The sequence below is a fragment of the Acetobacter sp. DmW_043 genome (assembly GCF_002153485.1).
Taxonomy (GTDB): Bacteria; Pseudomonadota; Alphaproteobacteria; order Acetobacterales; family Acetobacteraceae; genus Acetobacter; species Acetobacter thailandicus.
In genome coordinates, this window is record NZ_JOMN01000036.1 from 39,530 (window position 1) to 65,183 (window position 25,654).

General features: G+C 52.2%; 29 protein-coding genes and 3 tRNA genes. 20 read left to right on the plus strand and 12 right to left on the minus strand.

Features of this window, described 5'->3' with window-relative positions; translation table 11 throughout:
* Positions 1–9: 9 nt before the first annotated feature.
* From HK11_RS09910 to HK11_RS09925, 4 genes are all read left to right on the plus strand, one after another.
* Complete coding sequence (locus HK11_RS09910; RefSeq protein ID WP_086555190.1) at positions 10–474, plus strand: RidA family protein; 465 nt, start codon at positions 10–12, stop codon at positions 472–474.
* A 21-nt stretch (positions 475–495) separates the two neighbouring features.
* Positions 496–1,641 carry a GNAT family N-acetyltransferase gene (locus HK11_RS09915; protein ID WP_086555191.1) on the plus strand — a complete coding sequence of 382 codons (1,146 nt, stop codon included), beginning with the start codon at positions 496–498 and terminating at the stop codon, positions 1,639–1,641.
* A gap of 86 nt (positions 1,642–1,727) precedes the next feature.
* Positions 1,728–2,636 carry a bifunctional methylenetetrahydrofolate dehydrogenase/methenyltetrahydrofolate cyclohydrolase FolD gene (gene folD, locus HK11_RS09920; protein ID WP_086555192.1) on the plus strand — a complete coding sequence of 303 codons (909 nt, stop codon included), beginning with the start codon at positions 1,728–1,730 and terminating at the stop codon, positions 2,634–2,636.
* Positions 2,633–3,382: a methylenetetrahydrofolate reductase gene (locus tag HK11_RS09925; RefSeq protein WP_086555193.1), complete on the plus strand. Its 750-nt coding sequence runs from the start codon at positions 2,633–2,635 to the stop codon at positions 3,380–3,382. Before folD ends, HK11_RS09925 begins: the two co-directional genes overlap by 4 nt.
* Before the next feature lie 148 nt (positions 3,383–3,530).
* On the opposite strand, the gene HK11_RS09930 is transcribed toward HK11_RS09925, so the two are convergent.
* Complete coding sequence (locus tag HK11_RS09930) at positions 3,531–4,019, minus strand: kinase inhibitor (RefSeq protein ID WP_086555194.1); 489 nt, start codon at positions 4,017–4,019, stop codon at positions 3,531–3,533.
* A gap of 21 nt (positions 4,020–4,040) precedes the next feature.
* The gene (locus HK11_RS09935) at positions 4,041–4,259 is read right to left on the minus strand and encodes a hypothetical protein (protein ID WP_086555195.1); all 219 of its coding nucleotides are present in this window, start codon (positions 4,257–4,259) and stop codon (positions 4,041–4,043) included.
* Positions 4,260–4,372: 113 nt separating this feature from the next.
* Here HK11_RS09935 and queA point away from each other — a divergent pair, with 113 nt between their 5' ends.
* From queA to HK11_RS09970, 7 genes are all read left to right on the plus strand, one after another.
* Positions 4,373–5,455: a tRNA preQ1(34) S-adenosylmethionine ribosyltransferase-isomerase QueA gene (gene queA, locus HK11_RS09940; RefSeq protein WP_086555196.1), complete on the plus strand. Its 1,083-nt coding sequence runs from the start codon at positions 4,373–4,375 to the stop codon at positions 5,453–5,455.
* Positions 5,456–5,464: 9 nt separating this feature from the next.
* Positions 5,465–6,625: a tRNA guanosine(34) transglycosylase Tgt gene (gene tgt / locus HK11_RS09945; RefSeq protein ID WP_086555197.1), complete on the plus strand. Its 1,161-nt coding sequence runs from the start codon at positions 5,465–5,467 to the stop codon at positions 6,623–6,625.
* Positions 6,626–6,629: 4 nt separating this feature from the next.
* A complete protein-coding gene (gene queG / locus HK11_RS09950) occupies positions 6,630–7,742 on the plus strand; it encodes a tRNA epoxyqueuosine(34) reductase QueG (RefSeq protein ID WP_233133417.1) in 1,113 nt (370 codons plus the stop codon).
* On the plus strand, positions 7,739–7,993 hold the full coding sequence (locus HK11_RS09955) for a ribbon-helix-helix domain-containing protein (RefSeq protein WP_086555198.1): 255 nt from the start codon (positions 7,739–7,741) through the stop codon (positions 7,991–7,993). Before queG ends, HK11_RS09955 begins: the two co-directional genes overlap by 4 nt.
* 104 nt (positions 7,994–8,097) lie before the next feature.
* Entirely contained in the window at positions 8,098–8,922 is an 825-nt protein-coding gene (locus HK11_RS09960; protein WP_086555199.1) for a TerB family tellurite resistance protein, read from the plus strand.
* A gap of 408 nt (positions 8,923–9,330) precedes the next feature.
* Complete coding sequence (locus HK11_RS09965) at positions 9,331–10,074, plus strand: VacJ family lipoprotein (RefSeq protein ID WP_369822950.1); 744 nt, start codon at positions 9,331–9,333, stop codon at positions 10,072–10,074.
* Between the two features lie 7 nt (positions 10,075–10,081).
* Entirely contained in the window at positions 10,082–10,705 is a 624-nt protein-coding gene (locus tag HK11_RS09970) for a phospholipid-binding protein MlaC (protein ID WP_086555201.1), read from the plus strand.
* 33 nt (positions 10,706–10,738) lie between these two features.
* Here HK11_RS09970 and HK11_RS09975 read toward each other — a convergent pair whose 3' ends face one another.
* From HK11_RS09975 to HK11_RS09985, 3 genes are all read right to left on the minus strand, one after another.
* Positions 10,739–11,290 (minus strand): GNAT family N-acetyltransferase, encoded by a 552-nt coding sequence (locus HK11_RS09975; protein ID WP_086555202.1) that lies wholly within the window; start codon positions 11,288–11,290, stop codon positions 10,739–10,741.
* Positions 11,291–11,405: 115 nt separating this feature from the next.
* Positions 11,406–13,085: an energy-dependent translational throttle protein EttA gene (gene ettA, locus HK11_RS09980; protein ID WP_086555203.1), complete on the minus strand. Its 1,680-nt coding sequence runs from the start codon at positions 13,083–13,085 to the stop codon at positions 11,406–11,408.
* A 72-nt stretch (positions 13,086–13,157) separates the two neighbouring features.
* Positions 13,158–13,231, minus strand: a tRNA-Ile gene (locus tag HK11_RS09985).
* A gap of 160 nt (positions 13,232–13,391) precedes the next feature.
* Between HK11_RS09985 and ppa the strand changes: the two genes are divergently transcribed.
* Both ppa and HK11_RS09995 read left to right on the plus strand, forming a co-directional pair.
* Positions 13,392–13,916 carry an inorganic diphosphatase gene (gene ppa / locus HK11_RS09990; protein ID WP_086555204.1) on the plus strand — a complete coding sequence of 175 codons (525 nt, stop codon included), beginning with the start codon at positions 13,392–13,394 and terminating at the stop codon, positions 13,914–13,916.
* 181 nt (positions 13,917–14,097) lie between these two features.
* A complete protein-coding gene (locus HK11_RS09995; RefSeq protein ID WP_086555205.1) occupies positions 14,098–14,919 on the plus strand; it encodes a class III extradiol ring-cleavage dioxygenase in 822 nt (273 codons plus the stop codon).
* 50 nt (positions 14,920–14,969) lie between these two features.
* On the opposite strand, the gene HK11_RS10000 is transcribed toward HK11_RS09995, so the two are convergent.
* A complete protein-coding gene (locus HK11_RS10000) occupies positions 14,970–15,914 on the minus strand; it encodes a hypothetical protein (protein ID WP_233133423.1) in 945 nt (314 codons plus the stop codon).
* Between the two features lie 406 nt (positions 15,915–16,320).
* Between HK11_RS10000 and HK11_RS10005 the strand changes: the two genes are divergently transcribed.
* A tRNA-Asp gene (locus tag HK11_RS10005) sits at positions 16,321–16,397 on the plus strand.
* A gap of 145 nt (positions 16,398–16,542) precedes the next feature.
* Here HK11_RS10005 and HK11_RS10010 read toward each other — a convergent pair.
* Together HK11_RS10010 and HK11_RS10015 are read right to left on the minus strand one after the other, a co-directional pair.
* Positions 16,543–17,070, minus strand: coding sequence for a carboxymuconolactone decarboxylase family protein (locus HK11_RS10010; RefSeq protein ID WP_086555206.1), 528 nt, complete (start codon positions 17,068–17,070; stop codon positions 16,543–16,545).
* A gap of 240 nt (positions 17,071–17,310) precedes the next feature.
* Complete coding sequence (locus HK11_RS10015; RefSeq protein WP_086555207.1) at positions 17,311–17,853, minus strand: peroxiredoxin; 543 nt, start codon at positions 17,851–17,853, stop codon at positions 17,311–17,313.
* Between the two features lie 172 nt (positions 17,854–18,025).
* Between HK11_RS10015 and HK11_RS10020 the strand changes: the two genes are divergently transcribed.
* From HK11_RS10020 to HK11_RS10030, 3 genes are all read left to right on the plus strand, one after another.
* Positions 18,026–18,952, plus strand: coding sequence for a hydrogen peroxide-inducible genes activator (locus HK11_RS10020; RefSeq protein WP_086555208.1), 927 nt, complete (start codon positions 18,026–18,028; stop codon positions 18,950–18,952).
* Positions 18,953–19,085: 133 nt separating this feature from the next.
* Complete coding sequence (gene ykgO, locus HK11_RS10025; protein ID WP_003625637.1) at positions 19,086–19,211, plus strand: type B 50S ribosomal protein L36; 126 nt, start codon at positions 19,086–19,088, stop codon at positions 19,209–19,211.
* 87 nt (positions 19,212–19,298) lie between these two features.
* Complete coding sequence (locus HK11_RS10030) at positions 19,299–19,964, plus strand: tetratricopeptide repeat protein (protein ID WP_233133418.1); 666 nt, start codon at positions 19,299–19,301, stop codon at positions 19,962–19,964.
* A gap of 3 nt (positions 19,965–19,967) precedes the next feature.
* Here the strand turns inward: HK11_RS10030 and HK11_RS10035 are convergent, their stop codons facing one another.
* Together HK11_RS10035 and HK11_RS10040 are read right to left on the minus strand one after the other, a co-directional pair.
* The gene (locus HK11_RS10035) at positions 19,968–20,855 is read right to left on the minus strand and encodes a prephenate dehydrogenase/arogenate dehydrogenase family protein (RefSeq protein ID WP_369822949.1); all 888 of its coding nucleotides are present in this window, start codon (positions 20,853–20,855) and stop codon (positions 19,968–19,970) included.
* 5 nt (positions 20,856–20,860) lie between these two features.
* Positions 20,861–21,916 (minus strand): lysylphosphatidylglycerol synthase domain-containing protein, encoded by a 1,056-nt coding sequence (locus HK11_RS10040; protein ID WP_086555211.1) that lies wholly within the window; start codon positions 21,914–21,916, stop codon positions 20,861–20,863.
* Between the two features lie 216 nt (positions 21,917–22,132).
* On the opposite strand from HK11_RS10040, the gene hpnA reads away from it, so the two are divergent.
* Both hpnA and HK11_RS10050 read left to right on the plus strand, forming a co-directional pair.
* Positions 22,133–23,128 (plus strand): hopanoid-associated sugar epimerase, encoded by a 996-nt coding sequence (gene hpnA, locus HK11_RS10045; protein WP_086555212.1) that lies wholly within the window; start codon positions 22,133–22,135, stop codon positions 23,126–23,128.
* Positions 23,129–23,289: 161 nt separating this feature from the next.
* On the plus strand, positions 23,290–23,691 hold the full coding sequence (locus HK11_RS10050; RefSeq protein WP_086555213.1) for a DUF4354 family protein: 402 nt from the start codon (positions 23,290–23,292) through the stop codon (positions 23,689–23,691).
* Between the two features lie 18 nt (positions 23,692–23,709).
* Here the strand turns inward: HK11_RS10050 and HK11_RS10055 are convergent, their stop codons facing one another.
* On the minus strand, positions 23,710–24,507 hold the full coding sequence (locus HK11_RS10055) for a phosphatase PAP2 family protein (protein ID WP_233133420.1): 798 nt from the start codon (positions 24,505–24,507) through the stop codon (positions 23,710–23,712).
* Between the two features lie 94 nt (positions 24,508–24,601).
* Complete coding sequence (locus HK11_RS10060; RefSeq protein WP_086555215.1) at positions 24,602–25,501, minus strand: N-formylglutamate amidohydrolase; 900 nt, start codon at positions 25,499–25,501, stop codon at positions 24,602–24,604.
* 67 nt (positions 25,502–25,568) lie between these two features.
* Here HK11_RS10060 and HK11_RS10065 point away from each other — a divergent pair.
* Positions 25,569–25,643: transfer RNA gene (locus tag HK11_RS10065), tRNA-Val, on the plus strand.
* Positions 25,644–25,654: the final 11 nt, after the last annotated feature.

Here is a 25,654-nt window from a genome sequence, read left to right on the forward strand (position 1 = left end):
GAGTCTAAAATGAGCACCACACCTGAAGAACGTCTTGCAGAATTACATATTACTTTACCTGTCCCCGCGACGCCGGTAGCCAATTACGTTTCTTACGTACAGAGCGGCTCCCTTCTGGTTGTTTCAGGGCAGCTGCCTCTGGTGAATGGCAAGCTGTTTGCCACAGGCAAACTTGGCGGTGCAGTCTCTGTCGAAACAGCCGTTGAAGCAGCTTATCACAGCATGATTAACGTCATTGCCCAGGTCAAAGCCGCCACAGGTGACCTGAGCCGTGTTAAACGTGTGGTGCGCCTGGGCGGGTTTATTGCCTGCACTCCTGAGTTTACAAACCACGCAGCTGTAATGAATGGTGCATCAGACCTGGCGGTTAAAGTTTTTGGTGATGCCGGCCGCCACGCACGCTCAACAGTTGGTGTACCCTCGCTGCCGCTTGACGCACCTGTTGAAGTTGAAGGTATGTTCGAAATAGGCTGACGACAAAAGGAGAGACACAGAATGTCCGACTGGTCTGTCAAACTCCACGAGGGCATTCATGCCATCCCCGCAGAGATATGGGATGGCTGTGCGGGGGCTGATAATCCATTTATCAGCCATGCTTTTCTCTCCGCCCTGGAAGACAGTAAATCTGTCTGCCCTGATGCCGGATGGATGCCACGGCACATTGCCCTGCATGCGCCAGACGGCACTCTGGCTGGCCTTTGCCCTGCTTATTTCAAAATGCACTCATGGGGCGAATATGTTTTTGATCAGAGGTGGGCTCAGGCGTTTGAAGCTGCCGGGGGGCACTATTACCCCAAGCTTCTCAGCGCTGTGCCCTTCTCGCCTGTAACCGGCCCGCGCCTGCTTATACATCCCGATGCTCCGGCAGAAACATCCGTCATCATGACAGATGCCATACGTCAGATTTGCGAAAGCCTGGAATTTTCATCCGCTCATATTACCTTTTGCACCGTGGAGGAAAGTAACATCACGACAGGCCGTGACTGGCTGCCCCGCCTTGGTGTGCAATATCACTGGCATAATAACGGATATAAGAGCTTTGATGATTTTCTGGCCGCTCTTTCCTCACGCAAACGTAAAACTATCAAACGTGAACGCCGTGATGCTACTGCTGACCTGACTTTTCATGTGCTGCGAGGCACGGACATTACTGAAGCTGACTGGGCCGATTTTTACCGTTTTTATGAAAACACGATCGACCGCAAATGGAGCAGCGCCTACCTGACACCAGAGTTTTTCACCCTCCTTTCTCAAAGACTGGGGGAGCGTGTAGTTCTGATGCAGGCACGCTCGGACACAGGTACTGTTGCCGCAGCACTCAACCTCATGGGCACTGACACACTCTATGGTCGTAACTGGGGCTGTGAAGGAGAGTGGCCGTTTCTGCATTTTGAACTCTGTTATTATCAGGCAATCGACTTTGCCATTGCCCATGGGCTCAAACGTGTTGAAGCCGGTGCGCAGGGTGAACACAAAATACAGCGTGGCTATCAGCCTGTGCTGACACACTCGGCACACTGGCTGTGCAACTCTTCCTTTCGCAACAGTGTTTCGACCTTCCTTGAGCATGAGCGTGCGGCCATAAAAGAGCGTATTGATGAGCTTAATACGCTCTCTCCCTATCGCAGTGACGAAAGCTGACCATTGTCGTCACTGCATTTTTTGCGTATGCGTCACCCACTAAAAGGTGCACCCTCTCCCTCTGTTTCCCTTGTATAGCAGGAACGATGAGCACAACTCTTTCTTCTCCCTCCTCCGACCACGCCTCTCTCATTGACGGCAAGGCCTTTGCTGCCGGCCTGCGTGAGACCATTCGCGAAGACGTGCGCGTCTTTCACGATAAGCATCATGTCACCCCGGGACTTGCTGTCATTCTGGTAGGCAATGACCCTGCCAGCGAAGTATATGTACGCAACAAAGCCATTCAGACACACCACGCAGGCATGCGCTCTTTCATGCACATGCTGCCTGAAACAACGACAGAAGCAGAGCTGCTCACGCTGATTAAGCGCCTGAATACTGACCCTGAAATTCATGGTATTCTGGTACAGCTGCCCCTGCCTGCCGGGCTGGATGCGCGCACCGTGACAAATGCCATTTTGCCTGAAAAAGATGTTGATGGTCTGGGTGAGATTAATGCAGGCCGCCTGGCATCGGGTAAGCCAGGCCTGATCCCCTGCACACCGCTGGGCTGCCTTATGCTGCTCAGGCATGAGCTGGGCGACATGAAGGGCAAACATGCTGTTGTCATTGGCTGCTCAAACCTGGTAGGCAAACCCCTCGCGCTGCTGCTGCTCGAAGAAGGCTGTACGGTCTCTGTCGCACATATTCACACTAAAAACCCTGAAGAACTGGCACAGCAGGCTGATATTCTGGTTGTCGCGACCGGCGTGCAGGGTCTGGTAAAAGGGGACTGGATTAAACCGGGTGCTACGGTCATTGATGTCGGCATTACCCGCATCACACTTGATAACGGCAAAACACGCCTTGCCGGAGATGTTGTGTTTGATGAGGCCGTCAGGACAGCCGGGCGCATTACGCCTGTTCCAGGCGGTGTTGGCCCTATGACGATTGCCTGTCTGTTGAAAAACACACTAACAGCAGCGCAGCTTCTGGTCACAGGACAGGCAGAATGAGCCTGTCACGCCTGTCTGTTGAACTGATCCCCCGCAGTCCCGAACATCTGCTGGAAGATGTTGCTCAGGTTAAAGCTCTGCTTCCTGCTGCTGACACACTGAATATTCCTGATCTGCGGCGATTTGCGCTCCGCAGCTACCAGGCGACTGATCTCGTTCGCCCGCTGTTTGCACAGGCTATTCCGCATATTCGTGCCATTGATATCGCACCTGACGCTCCCCTGCCCGGTGCTGAACAGGAAGGTCTGAGCGAAGTACTGATCATTCATGGTGATCCGCCACCTGATCTGTCTTACCGCACATATCCAAACAGCACAGAGACCATTATACGTCGGTATCGCAAAGAAGCGCCGCATCTGAAAGTTTATGCTGCCTTTGACCCGTATCGTCGGGCACCATGGCAGGAGCTTGAAGATATTGCCCGTAAAAAAGAAGCCGGAGCACAGGGTTTTTTTACACAACCTGTATTTGACCTTAAACTGTTTGACCTCTGCCAGGAGTGGCTTGAAGGTGAAACTGTATTCTGGGGTCTGTCACCGGTTATTGGCCCACGCTCACGCTCTTACTGGGAAACGACAAACCATGTGATTTTTCCTAATAATTTTATACCAACGCTTGAAGAAAATATCCGGTTTGCACAGGCGGTATTACGTACCCTGTCACAAACAGAAGGGCGGGCCTACCTGATGCCTCTGCGCGTTAAGCTGGAAAACTATCTGCCACCGCTTCTTGAGGCTCTGAACTAAAACTTTCATAAACTGTCTCATTATTTTAATAACAGGGCAGTTTATGAACTACTTTATTCAAAATAAATTTTCAGAACTCATCCTGAAAATTTCAGCTTTTATCATTAAATCACCCTTACTTTATGATGCAGTAAGGGTGATTTTTTAATTATTCTCCGCCATATAATGCTGTCAGAGTGGCATGCCCTAATGTGTGGTGGTGCACATAAAACCCAACAGCGGCAGCGCTGGTCTGCTCACTGACATCAATAACGGGGATATCGAGCGCATCCACACGAAAAATATAGCGATGTGGTTTACCTGGCGGCGGAGCTGCGCCACCGTAACCTGGTACCCCGAAGTCTGTTCTGACCTGAGCGGCAGCGGGTGGCAGCCCCCCTTTGCCTGAACCTGCCCCTTCAGGCAGGCTGGTTACATCAGCGGGAATATTTGCAACGACCCAGTGCCACCAGCCTGAACCTGTCGGGGCATCAGGATCATAAACCGTGACAACAAAGCTTTTGGTGCCCTCCGGTGCACCCTTCCAGGACAAAGCCGGAGACAGGTTACCCCCGCTCTGCCCCATGCCGTTATAAACCTGTGCCTGGGGCATAATCTGCCCTTCGGTAAAAGCCGGGCTTGTCAGAACAAATGTCATGAGCTGCGCTCCTTAAATATCTTACCAGTTCTGACTGATGAGCCAGAATTCTTCAGATGTCAGCGTAACCGCTTTTCCTGCATCAGACTCTGATGCAGCCTGCGCCAGTGCCTCAATACGCTCAATCATAATCACTTTACGCTGATGGGCTTCAGTTTTTTCTGTGACAGACTGCAGCACACCAAGTGATGTTTTAGCTGCACGGGCAACGCGGGCAGCATCAAGCAAAGCATAAGACATCGTTTTCACACTCCTGTAGATATAAATAAAACGCTCCGGGAATCTGGCTATTAAACAGTTTTTATTCAACCCCTCTGGCGCGCACCCGCACGATTGCGTAAACCCAAGCTGTCATGAGCAACCGTACCGAAGATTTTGATTTTCACCTGCCCGATGCCCTCATCGCACAGGAACCCGCCCGCCCGCGTGAGAGCGCACGTCTGCTGGATGTGCCTCTGCATGGTGCGTTTTCTGACAAACACATGTCTGACTTCCCTGGCTTTCTGAAACCGGGCGACCTGCTTGTTGCAAATGATACCCGTGTTATCCGTGCCAGCATTCAGGCCTGCCGGGGTGAAGCCCGTATTGGCATTACCCTTGACCGCATTCTGCCAGATACATCATGGCATGTGCTGCTGCGCAACGCCCGTCGGGTCAAAGCAGGAGATACACTGACTTTCCCGACCTCAGCCCACACAGCAACGGTGCTGGCTCGTGAAGAAGGCGGTGGTGCCATCCTGCGCTTTTCAGCCGAGGGCAGTGATTTTGATACCTTCCTGAGCGAAGCAGGCACACTGGCCCTGCCTCCTTATATTCACCGCCCTGACGGCCCGACTGAACAGGATGCCCACGACTACGCCACCATCTTCGCACAGCATAAAGGGGCCGTTGCAGCCCCCACAGCCGGGCTACACTTTACGCCGGCTCTGCTCAGCGCCATTGATGCCACAGGGGCAGGCCGCTGCACTCTGACGCTCCATGTCGGGGCGGGTACCTTCCTGCCAGTGCGCAGTGATGATATTTCTTCACACCATATGCATGCCGAGCATGGCATTATTACACCCGAAACTGCTGAGCGTATCAACGCGACACGTCAGGCTGGCGGCCGCATTATTGCTGTTGGCACCACAAGCCTGCGCCTGCTTGAAAGTGCAGCTGATGAACATGGAGTTGTTCATCCTTTCAACCAGGAAACCTCTATTTTTATCCGGCCGGGCTATCGTTTCCGTGCTGCAGATATGCTACTGACTAACTTCCATTTACCGCGCTCCACTCTCTTTATGCTGGTGAGTGCCTTTGCCGGCCATGAACGCATGCGCCAGGCATATGCCCATGCTGTAGAGACAGGTTATCGCTTTTATTCCTATGGCGATGCCTGCCTGCTGCGCTGCGCCAGCTCTGTACACACAGCTCCCTCCCCCGCACAGTCATCATAGAGGCTGACTATGACCCGTTTTCACTGGACCTGCGAAAGCACTGATGGCGCAGCCCGTGCCGGCACACTCCACACGGCCCACGGCCCTGTTGCCACACCCGTTTTCATGCCTGTGGGAACGGCAGGCACAGTCAAAGCCATGACGATGGATTCTGTGCGTTCAACCGGAGCAGGTATTGTTCTGGGCAATACCTACCACCTTATGCTGCGCCCGGGTGCAGACCAGGTTCAGCGTCTGGGCGGGCTACATAAATTTATGGACTGGCCAGGCCCGATTCTCACCGATTCAGGCGGGTTTCAGGTCATGTCGCTGGGAGCTTTGCGCAAGCTCGACCAGGACGGCGTCACCTTCCGCTCGCACATTGACGGGTCATACCACCGCCTGACCCCTGAAAGCTCGACAGACATTCAGCATAAGCTCGATGCAACCATTACAATGTGCTTTGACGAATGCCCTGCCCTGCCGGCACCGACAGAGAGCATTGCCGCCTCTATGCGTCTTTCCATGCGCTGGGCTGCACGCTCACGTGAGGCCTTTGTCGCCCGCCCGGGTTACGGCCAGTTTGGCATTGTCCAGGGAGGCACCGAAGCTGACCTGCGCGCAGAAAGTGTAAAAGCTCTGACCGATATCGGCTTTGAAGGCTATGCTATTGGCGGCCTCGCCGTGGGGGAAGGTCAGGAACTGATGTTCTCTACCCTCGACAGCACCGTGCCACTAATGCCTGAAAATACTCCGCGTTATCTCATGGGTGTTGGCACACCTGATGACCTGCTGGGAAGCGTTATGCGCGGTGTCGATATGTTTGACTGCGTGATGCCAACCCGCGCCGGTCGTACTGCACGAGCCTATACCGAGCGCGGCACCCTCAACCTGCGCAACGCCCGCCACGCTGACGACCCACGTCCTATTTCTCCTCATTGTGACTGTCTGGCCTGTTCACGCCATAGCCGGGCCTACCTGCATCATCTATTCCGCGCCCGCGAGATTCTTGGCCCCATGCTGCTGACATGGCATAACATTGCCTATTATCAGCGCCTGATGCGCCAGATCCGCGAAGCAATTACTGAAAAACGCCTTGATGCTCTGGCGAGCAGGCTCAGGGCAGAATGGGCTATGGATGACTGGAGCGAAGATGAAATGCCTCGCCCGATAATACCACCGGTACCCTGACCTGGTGCCGGCGCCCGACCACACTGCGCCAGCGGCTCTGACCAGACTGGCAGAGCGGATCAGACACAAAGCCCTCACCCTCGGTTTTAATGCTGTAGGCTTTTGCCCGGCACATCTTGGCCCTGAGGTACGCCACCGCCTGAAAGATTTTCTGGCACAGGGGTATCATGGCGAAATGGGCTGGCTGACAACCCGCACTGACGAACGTGCTGACCCTCAAAGCCTGTGGCCCGAAGCCAGAAGCGTCATTGCACTGGGCCTGTCTTACGCCCCTGAAGGTGACCCGCTGGCAACACTGGCCCGGCCCGAATGCGGTAATATTTCTGTTTATGCCAGGCACCGTGATTATCATGATGTTGTTAAGGGCATGCTCAAACATCTGGCACAGTTTGTCGTCAACGAAGGTAAAGCAACCCTGAGCAGGCAAAACCTGCACGACCAGATCCCCCCTGAGGTCAAGGTATTTGTGGATACAGCACCAGTTGCTGAAAAACCCCTGGCCGAACAGGCAGGCCTTGGCTGGCAGGGTAAACACACAAACCTCGTTTCACGCACAGAAGGCAGCTGGCTTTTTCTGGGAGAAATTTATACCACCCTTGCTCTCCCCACATCACCTCCTTCAGGGGGGCAGTGCGGCAGCTGTACACGCTGCCTTGAAGCCTGCCCGACACAGGCCTTTCCCGAGCCTTATAAAATGGACGCCCGGCGCTGTATCTCTTACCTGACTATCGAACATGCCGGTCCTATACCGCACGATTTACGCCCTGCCATAGGCACACATATTTACGGTTGTGATGACTGCCTGGCCGCCTGCCCCTGGAACCGCTTCGCCCGGACCTCACGACATATCAAGCTTCAGGCGCGCCCTGACCTGACAGCACCTGCCCTCAAAGACCTGGTTCAGCTTGACGACGCAGCTTTTCGTAAATTATTCGCAGGCTCACCCGTTAAGCGCATCGGCCGCAATCGCTTTATTCGCAATGTACTCATTGCAATCGGTAATAGTGGCCAGACCGACCTGCGCTCTGTTATACAGCCCTTGCGGCATGATTCTGACCCAATCGTAGCAGAAGCTGCGGACTGGGCAGAGACTCGCCTTAAGGAGACCCTGCCATGAGTGCCCATTTGCGTAAGCGCACGCTTATTTTATCAGGACACGATACCAGCGTCGCTCTTGAGCCTGAGTTCTGGGATGTTCTTGACGATATTGCTGCAGACAACAGACAATCTGTTCCTGTGCTTGTTGCCACCATTGATGCAAAGCGTACACCACCCCAGTCTCTGGCCTCCGCATTACGCGTGCATGCTCTGACAACAGTCATCAGCCGCCATGCATCACAGACGGCTTTGCAGGAAAATTCTCCCTGACAGGGTGCTTTTCTTCTCCTCTCCTTTTTATACTGCTATAACTTGCTACCAGCGGGCATGGCCGTGTGCCTTCGCAAACGCAACAGAGGACTGAGACAAACAGGATGGCTATCTGGGGCAAAATTTTCGGGGGTGTTACCGGCTTTGCTGTTGGGGGACCCGCAGGCGCGGCATTAGGAGTCGCACTGGGGCATGCGGCTGATACCGGTGCTCTGCTTCAGCCAGAGAGCGGATGGAGCGACCGCTTTGCCGCACGAACCAACCCTGACCCTGGTGGAGCAGCGACCTTTATGGCTGCAAAGCTGGCCGCAGCTATGGGTAAAAAAGAACAGCTCTACGGCCTGTGCAGCGTCATTTTATGTGCCAAGCTCGCGAAATGTGATGCCCCTGTGAACCGCCATGAAATTAATGCTTTCAAAGCCCGCTTTCGCGTTCCTCAGGAAAATATGCGCGAACTGGGGCGCCTGTTTGATATGTCACGCCAGCGCACGGATGATTATGATAAATTTGCCCGCGAACTGGGGCAAACCTACGCTGATGATAAACAGGCCCTTGAAAACCTGCTGGCTGTTTTATTTGCCATCGCCCGCGCTGACCTGAAAGCCGGTGAACCTCTCGCCCCTGAAGAGTTACGCTTTCTCAGACAGGTCCATTCGCTGTTTGGTCTGGGAAAAGGCGCATGGGACAGGGCAGATCAGGGCATGGCCAGCCCTGCAATGGCTGAAAACGATGCTTACATGATCATGGGTATCGAGTCGTCTGCTTCAAACGAAGAAATTCGTGCGCACTGGAAGATGCTCGTAAGGCAATATCATCCTGATGTTATGGCCGCACGCAATGCATCTGCCGCAGAAATCGAAGTAGCTTCGGCTAAAATTTCACGAATCAACGCAGCATGGGATATTGTAAAAAAAGAACGGGGCATCTGATACCAGGTAACAAGAACGCTACCCGGAGAAAATGCTCTGTGATCTGATGTAATGAAGCAACAAAGACTGTAAAATTTTACCTGCAAAGCGTATGATCTGTTCAGTCCATATTGCTTTTTTTATACCCTGCTCTCAGTGCAGGGGTGTTTTGCGTTGCATGGCTCCGTTCTCGTGCTAGATAAGTTGCGTACCAGACGGGAACTACAACACGATCTGACCGTATTCTAACTACGGCATCTCGTCTTTCATGGCGATATGGCAGAGTAAAGGTGACAGGTAACAATGAATTCCGGACGAAACGGTGCGAGGGTCTGCTCTCACGCTCAGAGAAGCAACAGACAGAACCAGACACACACACAGGCTCGTGGCCGTTTCGCCATACGAAGTGCTGTCGTGGCGTGCTCTTTCATGGTGCTGGCAGGATGCAGCAGCATTAAAGCACCTGTGCCAACAGACCCTGACGCTCTGGCTGACTATAAGCAGGCTAACGACCCGTATGAGCCGCTGAACCGTAAGATCTTCACCGTCACTATGAAGGTCGATAAATGGGTTCTTCACCCGGTTGCTAAAGCCTATGTCTGGTCTGTTCCGCACCCTGTTCGTAATGCCATCGGCAATATGATCACAACAATGAATGAACCATCCGTCTTCTTCAACGATGTCGGGGCAGGCAAACCGCGCCTGGCAGGCGATGCGTTTGTACGCTGGTGCATTAATATGTCAGCCGGGCTGGGCGGGTTGATTGACGTCGCTAAAATGGCCGGCTACCCCCATCATAATAACGATGGTGGCATTACAATGGCTAACTGGGGCATCGCTTCAGGGCCTTATCTTTTCCTGCCAATGGGCCCCTCCTCTTTCCGTGATGGCATTGGCTATGGTATTGATCAGGGCCTGTCACCGTGGAATTATGTCCCGCGTGGATATGGTCTTGTAAGCTTTAACTGGGCCTATAACATGATGGGTATCGTCCATAGTCGTTCAGAACATCTGGATGACCTTGACGCGCTCCAGCGTGACGCTCTCGACCCTTATGCAACTATTCGCAGTGCTTACCAGCAGCAGCGCAAAGCACAGGCTGAAGCTATTAAAAACGACCACCGTGCCACCGTGCCTTTGTGGTACCATGTTAAGAACCGACAGCAGGGATAAAACAAAGATGAAATTTTTGCCTGGCCGCCGATTTGTTCTCAGATCTGCCAGTCTCTTTATGGCATGCAGCCTTTTTGTTGCACCGGCATGGGCAGCCCAGAGCGCAAAGGACTTTGTTAACAGCCTGGGCACACAACTGGTGACAATCGTTAATAGTCCTATTTCTCTCCCTGAAAAGAGAGAGAAAGTGCTGCCACTGCTACAAAAAAATGTCGATATTGATGCCATTGCCCGTTACTGCCTCGGTCGCTACTGGAAAGTCGCCACCCCGGAAGAGCAAAAAGAATATCTGCAGCTTTTTCATCAGACTCTGGTCGGTGCCATTACCGATAAACTTGGTGATTACCGCGGCGTCAGTTTCTCAATCGGTGCGGTGACCTCATCAGGAAATGAAGACTCCGTAGAAACTACTCTCGTCCGCCCGCAACAGCCACCTGCTAAAATGCAATGGATTGTAAGCCGGGCATCGGGCTCAGAGAAAGTCGTTGACGTCATTGGCGAAGGCGCCAGCCTGCGCATGACCCAACGCCAGGATTATGCCTCTTACATTGCCCGAAACGGCGGCAAGGTCAGCGCACTAATCAGCGCACTAAAACGCCAGATTGCCAACCACAGCGCAGCGCAGCAGTAATCTTGTAAAACAGCGACGCCTGATATTTTTCATTTAACGTATCAGGCGCGCTCTTCTTCTGTCAGAAAACGCTGGCAGGCGCGGCGCTGGCCGGAAGCTTTCATAAACCAGCATACGCTGGCCATCACGTTCAAACGTATCACACTGCCGCATCCCTATCCCTTTAAGAATGCTGCATGAGGAAAGATTACTTTCCTTAGCAACGGCGATAAGACGTTCAACACCGGCATCATGTGAAAAATTAAGCGCAGCACTCGCCGCCTCACGTGCGATTCCTCGCCCGCTTGCCCAGGGGTAAAGCGAAAAACGCAAACTAAAGCCACGACCATCCGGACGGTCGTGCACACCGGTCATACCAACAAACCGGTTTTCTTCATGAATAGTAAAAATACCAACCTTGTGACATGCCCAGAAGGCAATATCGTCAGCCATATCCTGCTCAGCCTGCTGCCGTGTCCGTACACCACCGAGCATCTGCCCAAAAGCACTGCCATCCTGCTTCAGGCGCACCATATCTTCCATATCAGACCAGCTGACAGGCTTTAGCAGAAGTCGGCCTGTGCGCACGGTACGCGCATCAGTCATTGGGCAAGCCCTCTTTTCAGAAAAGCCTCTCCGGCATCAATACTAAAGAACACGAGCGAGCAACCGTAGCTAAAAAAAAAGCACTGACACAAGAGCGCCAGTGCTTTCAGCCTGATCAGCGCGCTATAGGGCGATATCTGATACGGCTGGGCTCTGTTGCATTTGGCCCCAGGCGGCGGCGTTTATCTTCTTCATAGGCTTCGAAGTTTCCTTCGAACCACTCAACGTGAGAATCACCTTCAAACGCAAGAATATGCGTAGCCAGACGGTCGAGGAACCAGCGGTCATGGGTGATCACCACAGCACAGCCGGGGAACTCAGCCAGAGCCTCCTCAAGTGCACGCAGGGTATCAACGTCAAGATCGTTGGTAGGTTCGTCAAGCAGCAGAACGTTACTTTCCTGGCGCAGCATTTTAGCCATATGCACGCGGTTACGCTCACCACCTGAAAGGATGCCGACCTTCTTCTGCTGGTCTGAGCCTTTAAAGTTAAAGGCACCGGTATAAGCACGCGATGGCACAGCCCGTTTACCCAGATAAATCACATCAGTGCCGCCGGAGATCTCTTCCCACACTGTTTTTTCAGGGTCCAGATCATCGCGAGACTGGTCAACATAACCAAGCTTAACAGTTTCACCAATTTTCAGCGAACCCGCATCTGGCTTTTCTGCGCCAATAATCATTTTAAACAGGGTCGATTTACCCGCACCGTTTGGCCCGATCACCCCAACAATGCCGCCTGGTGGCAACTTGAAGTTAAGGTTATCAATAAGCAGACGCTCACCAAAGCCTTTGCTCAGGTCTTCGGCCTCAATAACGGTACTGCCCAGGCGCGGACCGGGCGCAATAACGATATCTGCAACGCCGTTCTGCTTCTCAGCACTCTGCGCCAGCATTTCTTCATAGCGGGCAATACGTGACTTACTTTTAGCCTGACGCGCTTTAGGGCTTGATCCAATCCACTCCTGCTCAGCAGCAAGAGCGCGCTGACGGGCACTTTCTTCTTTCTCTTCCTGAGCAAGACGTTTGCGTTTCTGCTCAAGCCATGAAGAATAATTGCCCTCGAAGGGGATGCCACGGCCACGCTCGATCTCAAGGATCCAGTTGGTCACATTATCAAGGAAGTAACGGTCATGGGTGATGACCATAACTGTGCCGCTGTAATCCTGAAGTGTTTTTTCCAGCCATGCAACGCTCTCAGCGTCAAGATGGTTGGTTGGTTCGTCAAGCAGAAGAATGTCAGGTTTCTCAAGCAGCAGACGGCACAGTGCCACACGACGGCGCTCACCACCTGAAAGTTTATCAACCGGGCTGTCGGCAGATGGGCAACGCAGTGCATCAAGCGCCATATCGAGCTTACGGTCGAGCTCCCAGCCATCGCCTGCATCAATTTTTTCCTGCAGCTCTGCCTGTTCAGCCAGCAAGGCTGTCATTTCATCATCTTCCATGGGCTCGGCAAAGCGCATGGAAATCTCGTTAAAGCGATCAACAGCTTTTTTCAGGTCACCGAAACCCTGAGCAACGTTTTCGCCAACTGTGAGAGTCGGATCGAGCTGTGGCTCCTGCTCAAGATACCCGACTTTAACACCTTCAGCAGCCCAGGCCTCACCACCATATTCTTTATCAATGCCGGCCATAATTTTCAGCAGGGTCGATTTACCCGCACCGTTAACGCCGAGAACACCGATTTTTACGCCGGGAAGGAAGGAAAGCGTAATGCCTTTAAATACTTCACGCCCACCAGGATAAGCCTTGGTCAGGTCTTTCATCACATAGACGTATTGATAAGCTGCCACGAGATGAGACTCCTCACAATGGAATAATAAATTTAGGCCGTCTGGTAAGGGACGTGAGGTTATAGAGAAACCTGCGCCCGGCAGGACTTGAACCCGCAACCTAGCCGTTATGAGCGGCCCGCTCTAACCAGTTGAGCTACGGGCGCGCAGGTGTTCTCTGATTTACGCAACCTGAGCCATTTGGCAAGAGCTGATGAGCGAATTTTCGATAAAAAGTCATCTTTTCTGTTCTGCCTTGGCAAGAAGCCTTGCGCCGGATAGGGTCTGCCCTCTCTACTGACTGATAAAACCGGAGTACCCTGAGTAATGGATATTTCTAAACTTTCCCCTGGCAAAGATGTTCCCAACGACATTAACGTCGTGATCGAAATTCCTCAGGGATCATCTGTCAAATACGAAGTCGACAAAGACAGCGGCGCAGTTATTGTTGACCGCTTCCTTTTCACACCAATGGCTTACCCGACAGCTTATGGTTTCATTCCCGGCACACTGGCGGCTGATGGTGACCCGACCGATGCCCTGGTGCTAACACCGTCTAATGTTGTGCCCGGTTCTGTTATTCGTGCGCGCCCGATTGGTGTACTGAAAATGGAAGACGAATCAGGTCAGGACGAAAAAATCATCTGCGTACCACATGATAAAATCTCCCCCATCTTCAGCAAAGTGCAGAGCATTGCCGACCTGCCGGAACTGACAGTGAAAGAAATCGAACATTTCTTCACTCACTACAAAGACCTTGAGCCCGGCAAATGGGTTAAAGTGACCGGCTGGGGTGACCGCAATGAAGCAGGTGCTTTCATTACCAGTGCTCTCGAAGCTGCAAAAAAATAAGCCTGACGTACTGTCACGCCTGATATAAACAGAGAAACCGGAGGCGGCCTGACATCGGGCCCCTCCGGTTTTTTAATTCTTTTTTGCAAAGAACTGTTTTCATAAACATACGGCATCCCCATCTGTCATGATATCCTGGCCTGACATAGCAGGCCGCCATCCGACAAAGGAATTGCCGCGCATGAGCAGCACCTCTCCTGCAACCACGCATAAGCGCCAGCCAGCAGTTTTTATACCCCATGGGGGCGGCCCCTGCTTTTTTATGGACTGGCCTGATGTATGGGACAAAATGGCAGAGTTCCTGCGCGGGTTCAGCCATACACTCCCTCAGAAGCCAGATGCTCTTCTGGTCGTTTCAGGACACTGGGAGACGGAAACACTCACAGTAACAGCGTCAGAAAAACCTGAGCTGATCTATGACTATTACGGCTTTCCTGAGCATACCTATTCCTTACGCTACCCCGCTCCGGGCAACCCGGCACTGGCCACACAAATCTGTTCGCTTCTCAAAAATGCGGGGATTAGCGCAACATCTGACCCTGATCGCGGCCTGGACCACGGTGTTTTCATTCCCTTCATGCTGGCTTTCCCTGATGCAGACATCCCGGTTGTTGAGCTCTCCTTACGCCAGGACCTTGACCCGGCCTTTCATATTCAGGCTGGTAAGGCGCTCGCTCCGCTCAGAGACCAGAATGTACTCATTGTCAGCACAGGCATGAGCTACCATAATCTGCGTCACTTTATGACAGCCAACCCAAAGACAGATCAGGACGCGGTAGCATTTGACACATGGCTTGATAAAGCAGCCTGCCTGCCCGAAGCAGAGCGCAACAACGCCCTGATACACTGGGAGGAAGCCCCCGCTGCACGCGTCATTCATCCGCGTGAAGAACATCTGCTCCCGCTGATGGTCGCAGCCGGCGCAGCCGGAGCTGATCAGGGGGAGCGTATTTATAGCGACACAGTTCTTGGCAAAGCTCTCTCGGGTTTCCGCTTCGGATAATCTCGGGGGCCTGCTCTAACGCAGGCCTCACCCCTCACAGAACAGATCAATCAGAACACTGTATTCAAAGCACACTGGGGCGACACCACAAGACTGGTATTGTGGCCAGCAAAGTAAACTGATGACCCACAGATGACGCCAAAATTGGGGCTCCAGCTGAACTCAACTGCCGGTGCAGCCAGCCAGTCACCTGACGGGCTGCCCATATTGTCAATGATACTACCATCCTTCATGACGCCACGCACACGGCTGCCATTGCTCCAGTCACGGGCAATATCCATTGCCAGCACCCACTTCTGATTAATGCCATATTCGAGAGAGAAACCTGCAGAACCAAAAAGGCCGGCGCGGGCGTTGCCACGAAATCCGGGCTCTGTGCCGTAACTGCTCATACCATGCAACTGCGCTTTGTTCAGGGGCTTACGCAGCGTTGCCCACATACGCAGGCGCAACGCATGGTTACCGGGCAATGTGTAAGTGGACTGCTCAGTCAGAGCCAGGCGCAGAGTATATGTTCCTGACCCTACACCATCCTGAGTGCGGTCGATTCTCTGATAATCTCCGGTCGGAAATGCCATACCCACAAAAGCACTCAGAGCCGGAATAAAACGATCAGGATTCGCATCCAGATAACGCCACATCACATCAACCGGCAGATCAGAAAACTTGACCCCGCTGCTTGTCTGGTTCCCGTGACCGCCCCAGCGATAACTGAACGTCGGCAATGTCTGCACACTGACGTTGTCCGTGATAGAATATTTAATCATTGTAAAATTAGTGATATTTTTTGTGCGCGGATGTAACGGCCAGATATTCCCGTTACTATCAATATACCCCACAGACTGATTGTAGGTCACATAAGGCTCGATCGCGAGGATGCCCTTTTGCGTCATGGCGCCGGAAGGAGAGACAAGAGAACCCGTATACCATTGCGGCTTCGTAACAGCCTGTACTTCAGGAGGAGCAGTTAAAGCATGTTCAGTCTCAGATGCCAGGACAGAAGAATAAGAGCTGAAACAGAGCGAAACGGTAAATGTTGTTAAAAACTTTACTGCATAACGTGCTCTATATCTGATCAATTCTGCGCCCTCCCTCTGACTGCATCTTTTTCAGCTTTTTTGCCAGTCATTCTGCTTCATTAACAGAGAAACAGGCACAGTCTTTATTATTACAGAGAATAGCACAAAAGATAAATAAAATTTCATTTTAGCAACGATAAAATGCTGAATGTTGCTTTTCAGGCAACAAAATGGACATATTGTAACAACACCTCAAAACGATAAATTTAAAAAAATGCACAAAAACGTATTTTTTTGAAAAAAGCATATTGCCAAAGAAAAAAACAACGCTATAAAACGCGACATACCGACGCACACGAAACGACAGTGAGCGTCAGAAAATGCGGGTGTAGCTCAGTTGGTTAGAGCGCCGGCCTGTCACGCCGGAGGTCGCGGGTTCGAGCCCCGTCACTCGCGCCATTCTCTTAAAAATTTTATCAGAATGAGCGCACCATGTGACACAGAGTTGTATCCTGGCCTGTAACTTCATATCAGCATATGACTTAAGGCAGACCCGCTCTGCGGTGCCTGCCTCTGATCACATTTAATCGCTACAAACTATTACTCAGCTTTCAAGAGCGCTTACACCGTCAAGCGTTACAGCAACGCCGTGTACGGTAGCCGCAATACGTGCAGCAGTCTGCACAGCCTGAGCACCCAGAGCTTCTCTCACAATTTTTTCGTGGCTCGTAATGCACAGCTCACAGCCATTAATCGCTGAAACAGCCAGAGACCACAGTTCAAAATCTTCTTTTTCGACCCCGGGGCGGCCAATAACACTCATACGCAGCTGTGCAGGCATTTTAGCATATTCATCACCAGCCATATGAACAAAGCGATAATAAATATTATTCATACCCATAATCGCGGCAGCAGATTTTGCTGCATTCAGCGCTTCAGGAGAAAGACGGTCAGAAAACTCAGCCGTAACAGCTTTAATCACTTCGTCATTACGCGACGCAAGGGCTGAGGCAACAAAGGTACCAGCCAGCTGCTGCGGTGTCAGCGTAACATCGTTTGCCAGAGAGCTAAGGTTAAGACGCAGGTCTTTTGCATAATCAGGAATACGATTTTTCAGAGCATCAATAGACATCAGATCCATCCTTATCAGGAAAATAAAGCAGGCAACATCAAACACTGTTTCATTGCACTGAAACAGACAGCAGCAGACTCAGTTATAAAAAAGAAAAACGGGCGCTTTGTCTGAAATCAGAAAACGCACAATGGCAGCGCAGGGCGCTTCTGCCATCAAAACCCCACCACAACAGGAAGGGATGCCAGAGGCATGCTATGCTGCCTGAGCAGCATAACACCCCCTGACGCACAAAGAAGATCAGACTTTAATAAAGTCGTCGCCTTTGTTCCAGTTACATGGGCACAGCTCATCGCTCTGCAGGCCATCAAGAATACGCACGATTTCCTGTGGGTTACGACCAACTGACAGATCGTTAACAGACACGTGGCGGATGATACCCTGTGGGTCAACGATGAAGGTCGCACGCAGAGCAACGCCTGCGTCTTTTGCCATAACGCCCGTGCCTTCTGTCAGCTCACGCTTAATGTCAGCCAGCATCGGGATTTCGAGGGTTTTGAGGTCCTCGTGGTGCAGGCGCCAGTTCAGGTGAACGAACTCGCTGTCGATAGAAACACCGTAAACAACGGCATCACGGTCAGCAAAGTCAGAAGCCTTTTTGCCGAAAGCAACGATTTCGGTCGGGCAGACGAATGTGAAATCTTTTGGCCAGAAGAAAACGATCTTCCACTTACCAGCGTCAGATTTGTCAGAAATCTGGACAAACTGCCCTTTCAGACCTTCCGGACCACCAGGAACGGCTGTCAGATCAAACTCAGGAAATTTATCACCAACTGTCAGCATAAATCTGCTCCTTTATTATACCAGATACATCAGACAACGACACAGACTGCCGTTGTGTGTGGGCTTATCTATGGCGCGATATGACAATTCATGCCAATGAATATTTTATATCCAAATCATCGACCCAGTCGATCATTACATCTCACCAGCGACCTTACCGGAGACCACATCTGTGCTTCCCCTGCCCTCTGCACAGCAACTGCGCTACCTTATTACCCTCTCAGAACTGCGCCATTTCGGGCGGGCAGCGGCAGCCTGTGCTGTAACGCAGTCTACCCTGTCAGCCGGGATTATGACACTCGAACGTCAGCTTGATGCCCAGCTTCTTGATCGTACCGTTGGTAAAAAAGTAGTGTTTACCCCCCTGGGGCAGGAGGTCGCCCGTAAAGGGCGTCAGGCCCTTGAGGCTCTCGAGGCTGTGCCACAACTTGCAGCAGCTGCCCGCACCCCGCTGACAGGCCCTCTACGCCTGGGCGTTATTCCGACAATAGGGCCTTTTCTTGTTACCCCGATGGTGCGCACAATACAGGAGCGCTTTCCTCAGATTGTACTCTCCGTGACAGAAGATACGACTGAACGTCTCCTTGAGAAACTGAGCCTTGGCCGCCTGGACCTGCTCATCCTGGCAATGCCCTGCCTGTGCGATGGCACCGAAACCCTGCCTCTGTGGCGCGACCCCCTTCAGGTCATTATGCCTGAAGGGCATCCCCTCGCCTCAGCCAGCCACGTTTCTGCCGAACAGCTTGAAGATCAGCGCATGATTATGATGGAGGACGGTCACTGCCTGCGCGAGCAGACACTGGCCGTCTGCCGTCAGGGACGCGGATGGGATAGTTCAGACGAAAATGATGCAACATTTACGGCTACATCCCTCCATACGATGGCAGATATGGTCGCCCTTGGCCTTGGTATCGGCGTTGTGCCGACTCTGGCCATCGACAACGGCCTGCTCAGCACTCATCCGGTTATCAGCCGTCCACTCTCAGGCGGGCCGGTCTGGCGTACAATCGGCCTTGCCTGGCGGCCGCGCTCTCCGCGTTCTGCTGATTTTCATACCCTGGCGGCAGCCTTTTCAACCCTGGCTCCCGCGGCAGAATAAAAAATAAAAAACAGCCTGATGCAAAGAAAATCACTGTATAACGGCTCAAATTATTGACTCAGAGCGCCCGAAACGTTATGTGCGCACTCATCTTAATTTCAACTCATCTGGAACTGGCGGAGAAAAACAGGCCATGAAAATCAGAAACAGCCTGAAATCGGCCAAAGTGCGTGACAAAGACTGCCGTGTAGTACGTCGTCGTGGCCGGGTTTATGTTATCAACAAAAAGAACCCTCGCATGAAAGCCCGTCAGGGCTGATTTATGTTGTCTCTGGCCTTTTAAGGCTGGCAGATGAGACATGATATCCGTATAACCCGTTTTTCCATTCTATGGAGGAGCGGGTTTTTGCGTTCAGGATCTTTTATTCGCAGCGCCTCAGGGCATCTCATTAAAGGCCTGCTGCTTTATACTGCACTCAGCAGCACTGCGGCTTTATGCGCATCAGCACATCATAAAAAAGCTGAACAGACATCTGAAGCCCTGCCGCCGCCCGCAGCGGCATCAGCCCATGCACCGAAAAAATCACCTGCCGATGAACTTCAGGCAGCCCTGGTGGTACAGCTGGCGCATACAACATCAGCTGATGAGGCGCATCTTATCGCTGATAAACTGGAAAGCCTTCGCTCAGCCGGCCTCTCTCCCACGACACTTCTTTTGCTGCGCCGCGCCAGAAAGGATGTCACAGACCAGAAACCTGATGACGCCTCGGAAGACATGAACGACGCTCTGGCATTGCAGCCCGAAAAAGCTGTGTTATGGCGCTCTCGCGCGCAGATTCGTCTTGTTGCAGGTGACCTGAAGGGCGCTGTCAGTGACCTCGGCACAGCCCTGCAAAAAGACCCGGATGATGCGACCAGCTGGGCCCTGCTCAGCACGGTGGAGGAACAGCGTAAAGACGGCAAAGCCGCACTGAAAGCATGGCAAAAAGTGCTCTCGCTTAATCCGACCGCTGACAAAAACCATAAACGCCTTGATGCCCTGCATATCCTGGCTTACGGGCAGCCAACCTGATTTTCAGGCCTGACGGTTCTGAATAAGGCTCTTACGGATTTTACGACCGCGTTCTATCCGGTCAACGATATACTCTTCATCAGCCCAGCGGATAGCACGGGCCATTGCCTGTGCATCTTCAGTAAAGCGCGCTAGCATTTCCAGCAGTGCCTTGCGATTAAGCAGGAAGATATCACGCCACATGATCGGGTCAGAAGCTGCGATGCGTGTAAAATCCCGAAATCCTGATGCTGCAAAGTCCAGCACTTCAGAGCGCGTTTCATCTGCCAGATCATCGGCTGTACCACAGATTGTAAAGGCCAGCAGGTGCGGAAGATGGCTGACAATCGCACAAACACGGTCATGGTGCGCAGGTGTCATTTCACGCAGGCGACTACCACATCGCTCCCAGAAGGTCAGAGTCGCTTCAATCGCTTCATGCGGTGTGTCTTCGAGCGGTGTCAGCAGGCACCAGCGATCTTCAAACAGGGTAGCAAAACCTGCATCAGGCCCTGAGAATTCTGTACCGGCCATAGGATGCACAGGCACATAGGCAATATCAGGCCGCAGGTAAGGCGTAATCGCCTCGATGACTGAAACCTTAACCGAACCGACCTCGCTCAGAATAGCACCAGGCTTCATAGCGGGCAGAACGCTGGCTGCAACATGCCCCATAGCACCAGCAGGCACACACAAAAGCACACAATCAGCCTGAGCTGCCGCCTCAGCAGCATCGGTCGTTACTTCGTCAGCAATACCAAGCTCCTGCACACGGGCACACACCGCAGGATCAATATCAACAGCGATAGTACGACGCGCAAGCCCAGGAAATTCACGCACACGACGCAAAACTGAAGACCCGATAAGCCCGGGGCCCACAACAGCAAGAGTCTCGAAAACAGGTTCAGTCACCACCCTCACTCCTTCACGGCCGAGAAGTCAGCTTCCTCAATAACCTCTGGCTTCTGTGCTCCGTCCTTACTGGCGGGCAGCTTTCGCAGCCCACGCATTTCAAGCATCTGCCACACCAGCAACACCGGCACACCAATACTCAGCTCCCGGCCACGCCGCAAAAGGGAAAGGCCCAGGGAAACTGAAGCGTCAATACCAAAAGCATGCCCAAGAGCAATATAAGCGCCCTCCTGCACCCCGAGGTTGCCTGGCACCAGAAAGCCCATAGACAACACAGCACAGGTTACGCCTTCAATCGCAATGGCGTTCACCAGGTTAAGGTGCACTCCCAGAAAACCAGCTGTAAGCCACAGCATGCCTGCACTGCTGATCCAGCCAATAAGATGATAAAAAGCGGAGAGAGCAATACGCAACGGACGCGACCAGACGGCTTCCATACGCTGCTGCACTTCGTCTGCACTATTCAGCAGGATATCCTGCCACTGTGCAAGAATGTTACTGGTCAGCTTATTGCCCAGATGGCGAAACAGACTGCCGCCGTGCCTTTGTGTCCAGACAAAGCCTGCGGCACCCATCATCAGAAAAACCGCGCCAATGATAACAGGTATGACAAGAGGACTGTTACGCTGATGCGCAGCAAGGCACCCAACAGCCAGCAGCACAAACGCTACCTGCCCCATCACCTCAGTTGTAATATCAACAAGGTTCGCGGTTGCAGCCTCAGGCAGGTCCACTTTGCGTTTACCGGCCCCGCGCACAGAACAGGTGGCACGAATACCGATAACAAAACCGCCGAGCTGGGAAAATGGCAGACAGGATGCCGCTGCGTCCCGCACCATACGCGCACCGGTCAGCTTCAGGAAGCCAATCTCTGGCACAGCCGCGCTCCAGGCGAGCCCAAGCACACCATCAACCAGAAGCTGACACAATACCATAAGCAGAAAGCCGCCCGGACCAATGCGCATAACCGCATGCGCCACGGCACCAAAACCACTCCACGCCATAGCTGCAGTAATAACAAGTAAGCCCAGCAGGGTCAGAAAAACAGTAAGCTTCTTCACAGTACGCGCTTTAATGTCTGCCCGAAAAGCCCCCGCCGGACCTTCCAGAAACCTGTCATGAAATCATCATGAAGGAGGGCGTTAGGTATATAAGTCAGACCTATTACACCAGCACAGGGTCTGGCGCCACCTTGGATGACAGGATAAAAGAAACAAACCAGCATTTCGGGCTTAACAGCCCTGTTCTTACTTCATACCCCTGCGGGAGCCCCTTTGATGACTGCTCATACGCTTGTAACCGGCGCAACCGGTTTTGTTGGCTCAGCCGTAGCCCGAGCTCTGGTTAAACGTGGCCACTCGCTCAGGCTGATGGTGCGCAAAGGAAGCGACCGTCAGAACATTGCCGATATTCCGGCTGAACTGACAGAGGGCGACCTCTCCCGCCCGGAGAGTTTTGATCAGGCCGTCAAAGGCTGCCGCTACGTATTTCATGTTGCCGCTGATTACCGCCTGTGGGTGCCAGACCCAACACCGATGATGACCGCCAACGTTGAGGGCACACGCAAACTGATGCTGGCTGCAAAAGCAGCTGGTGCAGAGCGCATTGTCTACTGTTCCTCCGTCGCTGCTCTGGGGCTGATTGGCGATGGCACGATCAGCAATGAAAATACACCGGTGCATGAGCATAGTGTTATTGGCATTTATAAACGCTCCAAATACAGAGCTGAGCAGGAAGTGCTGCGCCTGGTACGCGACGAAAACCTGCCTGCCGTGATTGTTAACCCCTCAACACCAGTGGGACCGCGAGACATTAAGCCAACACCTACCGGGCAGATGATTCTCGACTGCGCTGCCGGGCGAATGCCCGCTTATGTTGATAGTGGTGTCAATATTGTGCATGTCGATGACGTGGCCGAAGGTCACGCTCTGGCGCTCGAGCGTGGTGTTATAGGCGAAAAATATATTCTTGGCGGAGAGAACTACCTGCTGCGTGACCTGTTCGCCATGGTTGCAGAGATTGCTCACGTCGCAAAACCAAAAGTCCGCCTTTCCCCCGAGGTGATATGGCCCGTTGCTATTGCTTCAGAATGGCTGTCCCGCAGCTTTGGCATTACCCCACGGGTCACCCGTGAAATGCTGGCAATGTCACGAAAAAAGATGTTTTTCTCCTCTGACAAAGCCATCGCAGAACTGGGCTATGCTCCCCGCCCCGCACGAGAAGCCGTTGAAGATGCCGTTAGCTGGTTTCGCGCACATGATATGCTGAAATAATATTTCAAATATCAGTAAAGACTTAAAAAAATATGGTAAAATCAGGCGGTTTTTTATGCCTGTTTTTACCATAAAAAATAATTAAAATTAATTTACAATAATCTATATAATCTATAAACGATCCAAAGATATTTTTATAAAAATCAAAATGGAAATTTGTTATGAAATTTTCTGCATATATTATAGCCGCCTCATTACTTCTGGGATCTGTTACTTCGGCTTACGCAAACGCATATGACAGCATCTCTGTCTATGCCATCGAAAAATCCCACGGATCAATCGCAACCGGGTCAAACACAGCCTATGTGAAGACCTATAATATCACCATATCTAATTTATCAGATACAGAAGCTGATTTATCCAAGATCTGCTTAAAAGCATACTCTGCCGAAAACAAAGAACTCAGACTTGATACAGTAGATGCCAACCTGGTTACTGGTTTCCTGAAAAAGGGACAACCAGCAACAGGTACGGCTATCTTTGCCTCACACGATGACATCATCTCAAAACCCGTTATCGTCAAACTCTCTGACAACTGTAATTTTGTCAGAATCTCCCGCTAACAGGCTTATTAAAATTACTCAGGGTGCTGACAACAGGGAATGGTCAGCCGCATCCCGCTCTGCCTGACACTGTGCAGCATCCACCGGAGGCTGAGTGTGCGCCATAGCGCGCAGCTCATCCTGAGCAGCTTTAAGGTCCTCCTGCAACGAAGGTTCTCGCAGCAGAACACTCATTTGCGATGCTGCATTCAGGTAACCAGCCTCTACGTCTGACTTCCAGTGGACACCACAGACAATCCGGCTTTCACCAAAAACACGACCCCGCTGCAAAACAGGACCAGCCTTCTCAGGCAAAAGACTGGCCAGCACCAGGGCCATGCCATATCCCGCTGTTGTGTGACCAGAAGGGAACGAAGAATAAAGCCCTAAGTCAGCGACTGTTGTGCATGTTGGCTGGTCAGTACCAACAAACGGACGACGACGGTGCCAGAGGTGCTTAACCTGAGATGTTCTCTCTTTAATCGCCGGGGCAACCTTATCAAAAAACGACTTCAGATGCGGAGCTTGTTTAAGATCAAGTTTATACCCAACAGCGCATGAAAAATCTTCCAGCAGGGTCGCTTTATCAAGGAGTGCATCATGCTGAGCAAGCATCCAGCGTGAGCTGCCCCGCAGGTCACGGGTTGCTTTAAATACCTGATCATCATCAGCCTGACCTGCACTACCCGGAACAGGCGGAGGTGGCAAAACCTCACGCGCGTCAGGCAAAGACGCAGCCGGAATAACCGAACCAGCATGCCCTGAAGAACAGGCAGATAAAGCAGCTGTAAAACTCACTACAAAACACAGAAGACCTGCGCTCTTTTTCATTTTCATCTTCTGTATCCATTACACCATCTGAGAAGGCTACGTTTCACACATCGTCTTGAAAATTTCTATCCTTTCACAAAATATTAACCATTACTCTCCATTAAGAACTCAGACTCTCTTTTATAAGAACCTCAGTCAGAGACCTGAGTGCTGAACTGAGTTCAGAAAAATTTTCAGTTTTTTCATACGTCGCCTCTTTCATATATAGGCTGCGACGCATTTCGATCTGCAATGCATGAAAGCCGTTCTGCGGTCTGCCATAATGCTGCGTGATATAACCGCCAGCATAAGGCTTATTACGTGACACTCTAAACCCGGCCTGGCGCAGTTCATGTTCAGCACAGTCAGTAAAACGGGCCGCACAGCTCCGGCCATGACAGTCACCCAGAACAAAATCGGGTGAACCCGCATCAGGCGCATCAGGCATGGAGTGGAGATCGAGCAGAAGCACTATTCCAAAGCGTGTGTGGGCCTGCCCCAGTAACTGATATAAAGCGTGATGATAAGGGAGCCAGCATGTCTGTATTCTTCGTGCGGCCTCCTCAAAAGGGATTGCTTTACGATAAATATTACAGTTACCTGCGGCGATACGCGGTACAGACCCCAGGCCAGAAAAAGCCCGTTCAGACGGTTTTACAAAGGCCGGCACCGGCCCGTCAAACATACGAGGATCCATATCCCAGGCTGCGCGGTTTGCATCGCAAAACACACGGGGAAACAGGGCATGAAGTAAGGCCGGCCCACACGCCTGAGCTTCAGCCGCCAGCTCTTCAACGTAGCTATCTTCACCGCGGCGCAAAACAGATAAAGGCTGACGACTGTTACTGACAAACGCCTCAGAATAACACCGCCCGGAATGAGGAGATGCCAGAACAACCGGTACAACAGTCTTACCCACAACGCCATATGGTGCGCTGGCTTCACTATGAAATTGTTCACTATGGGCAGGAAAAAAGGATTTCAGACCTTTACGCACAAAAAAATGGGTAAAATTTTTCATTCCTCTATCATTGTAGGGTTGCACACAGAACACAAGCAGGATAAAAGCCCCTCAGGACAGGAATGGTGGGCGCATAGCTCAGCGGTAGAGCACTACCTTGACATGGTAGGGGTCGTAGGTTCAATCCCTGCTGCGCCCACCATTCCTGTCGCA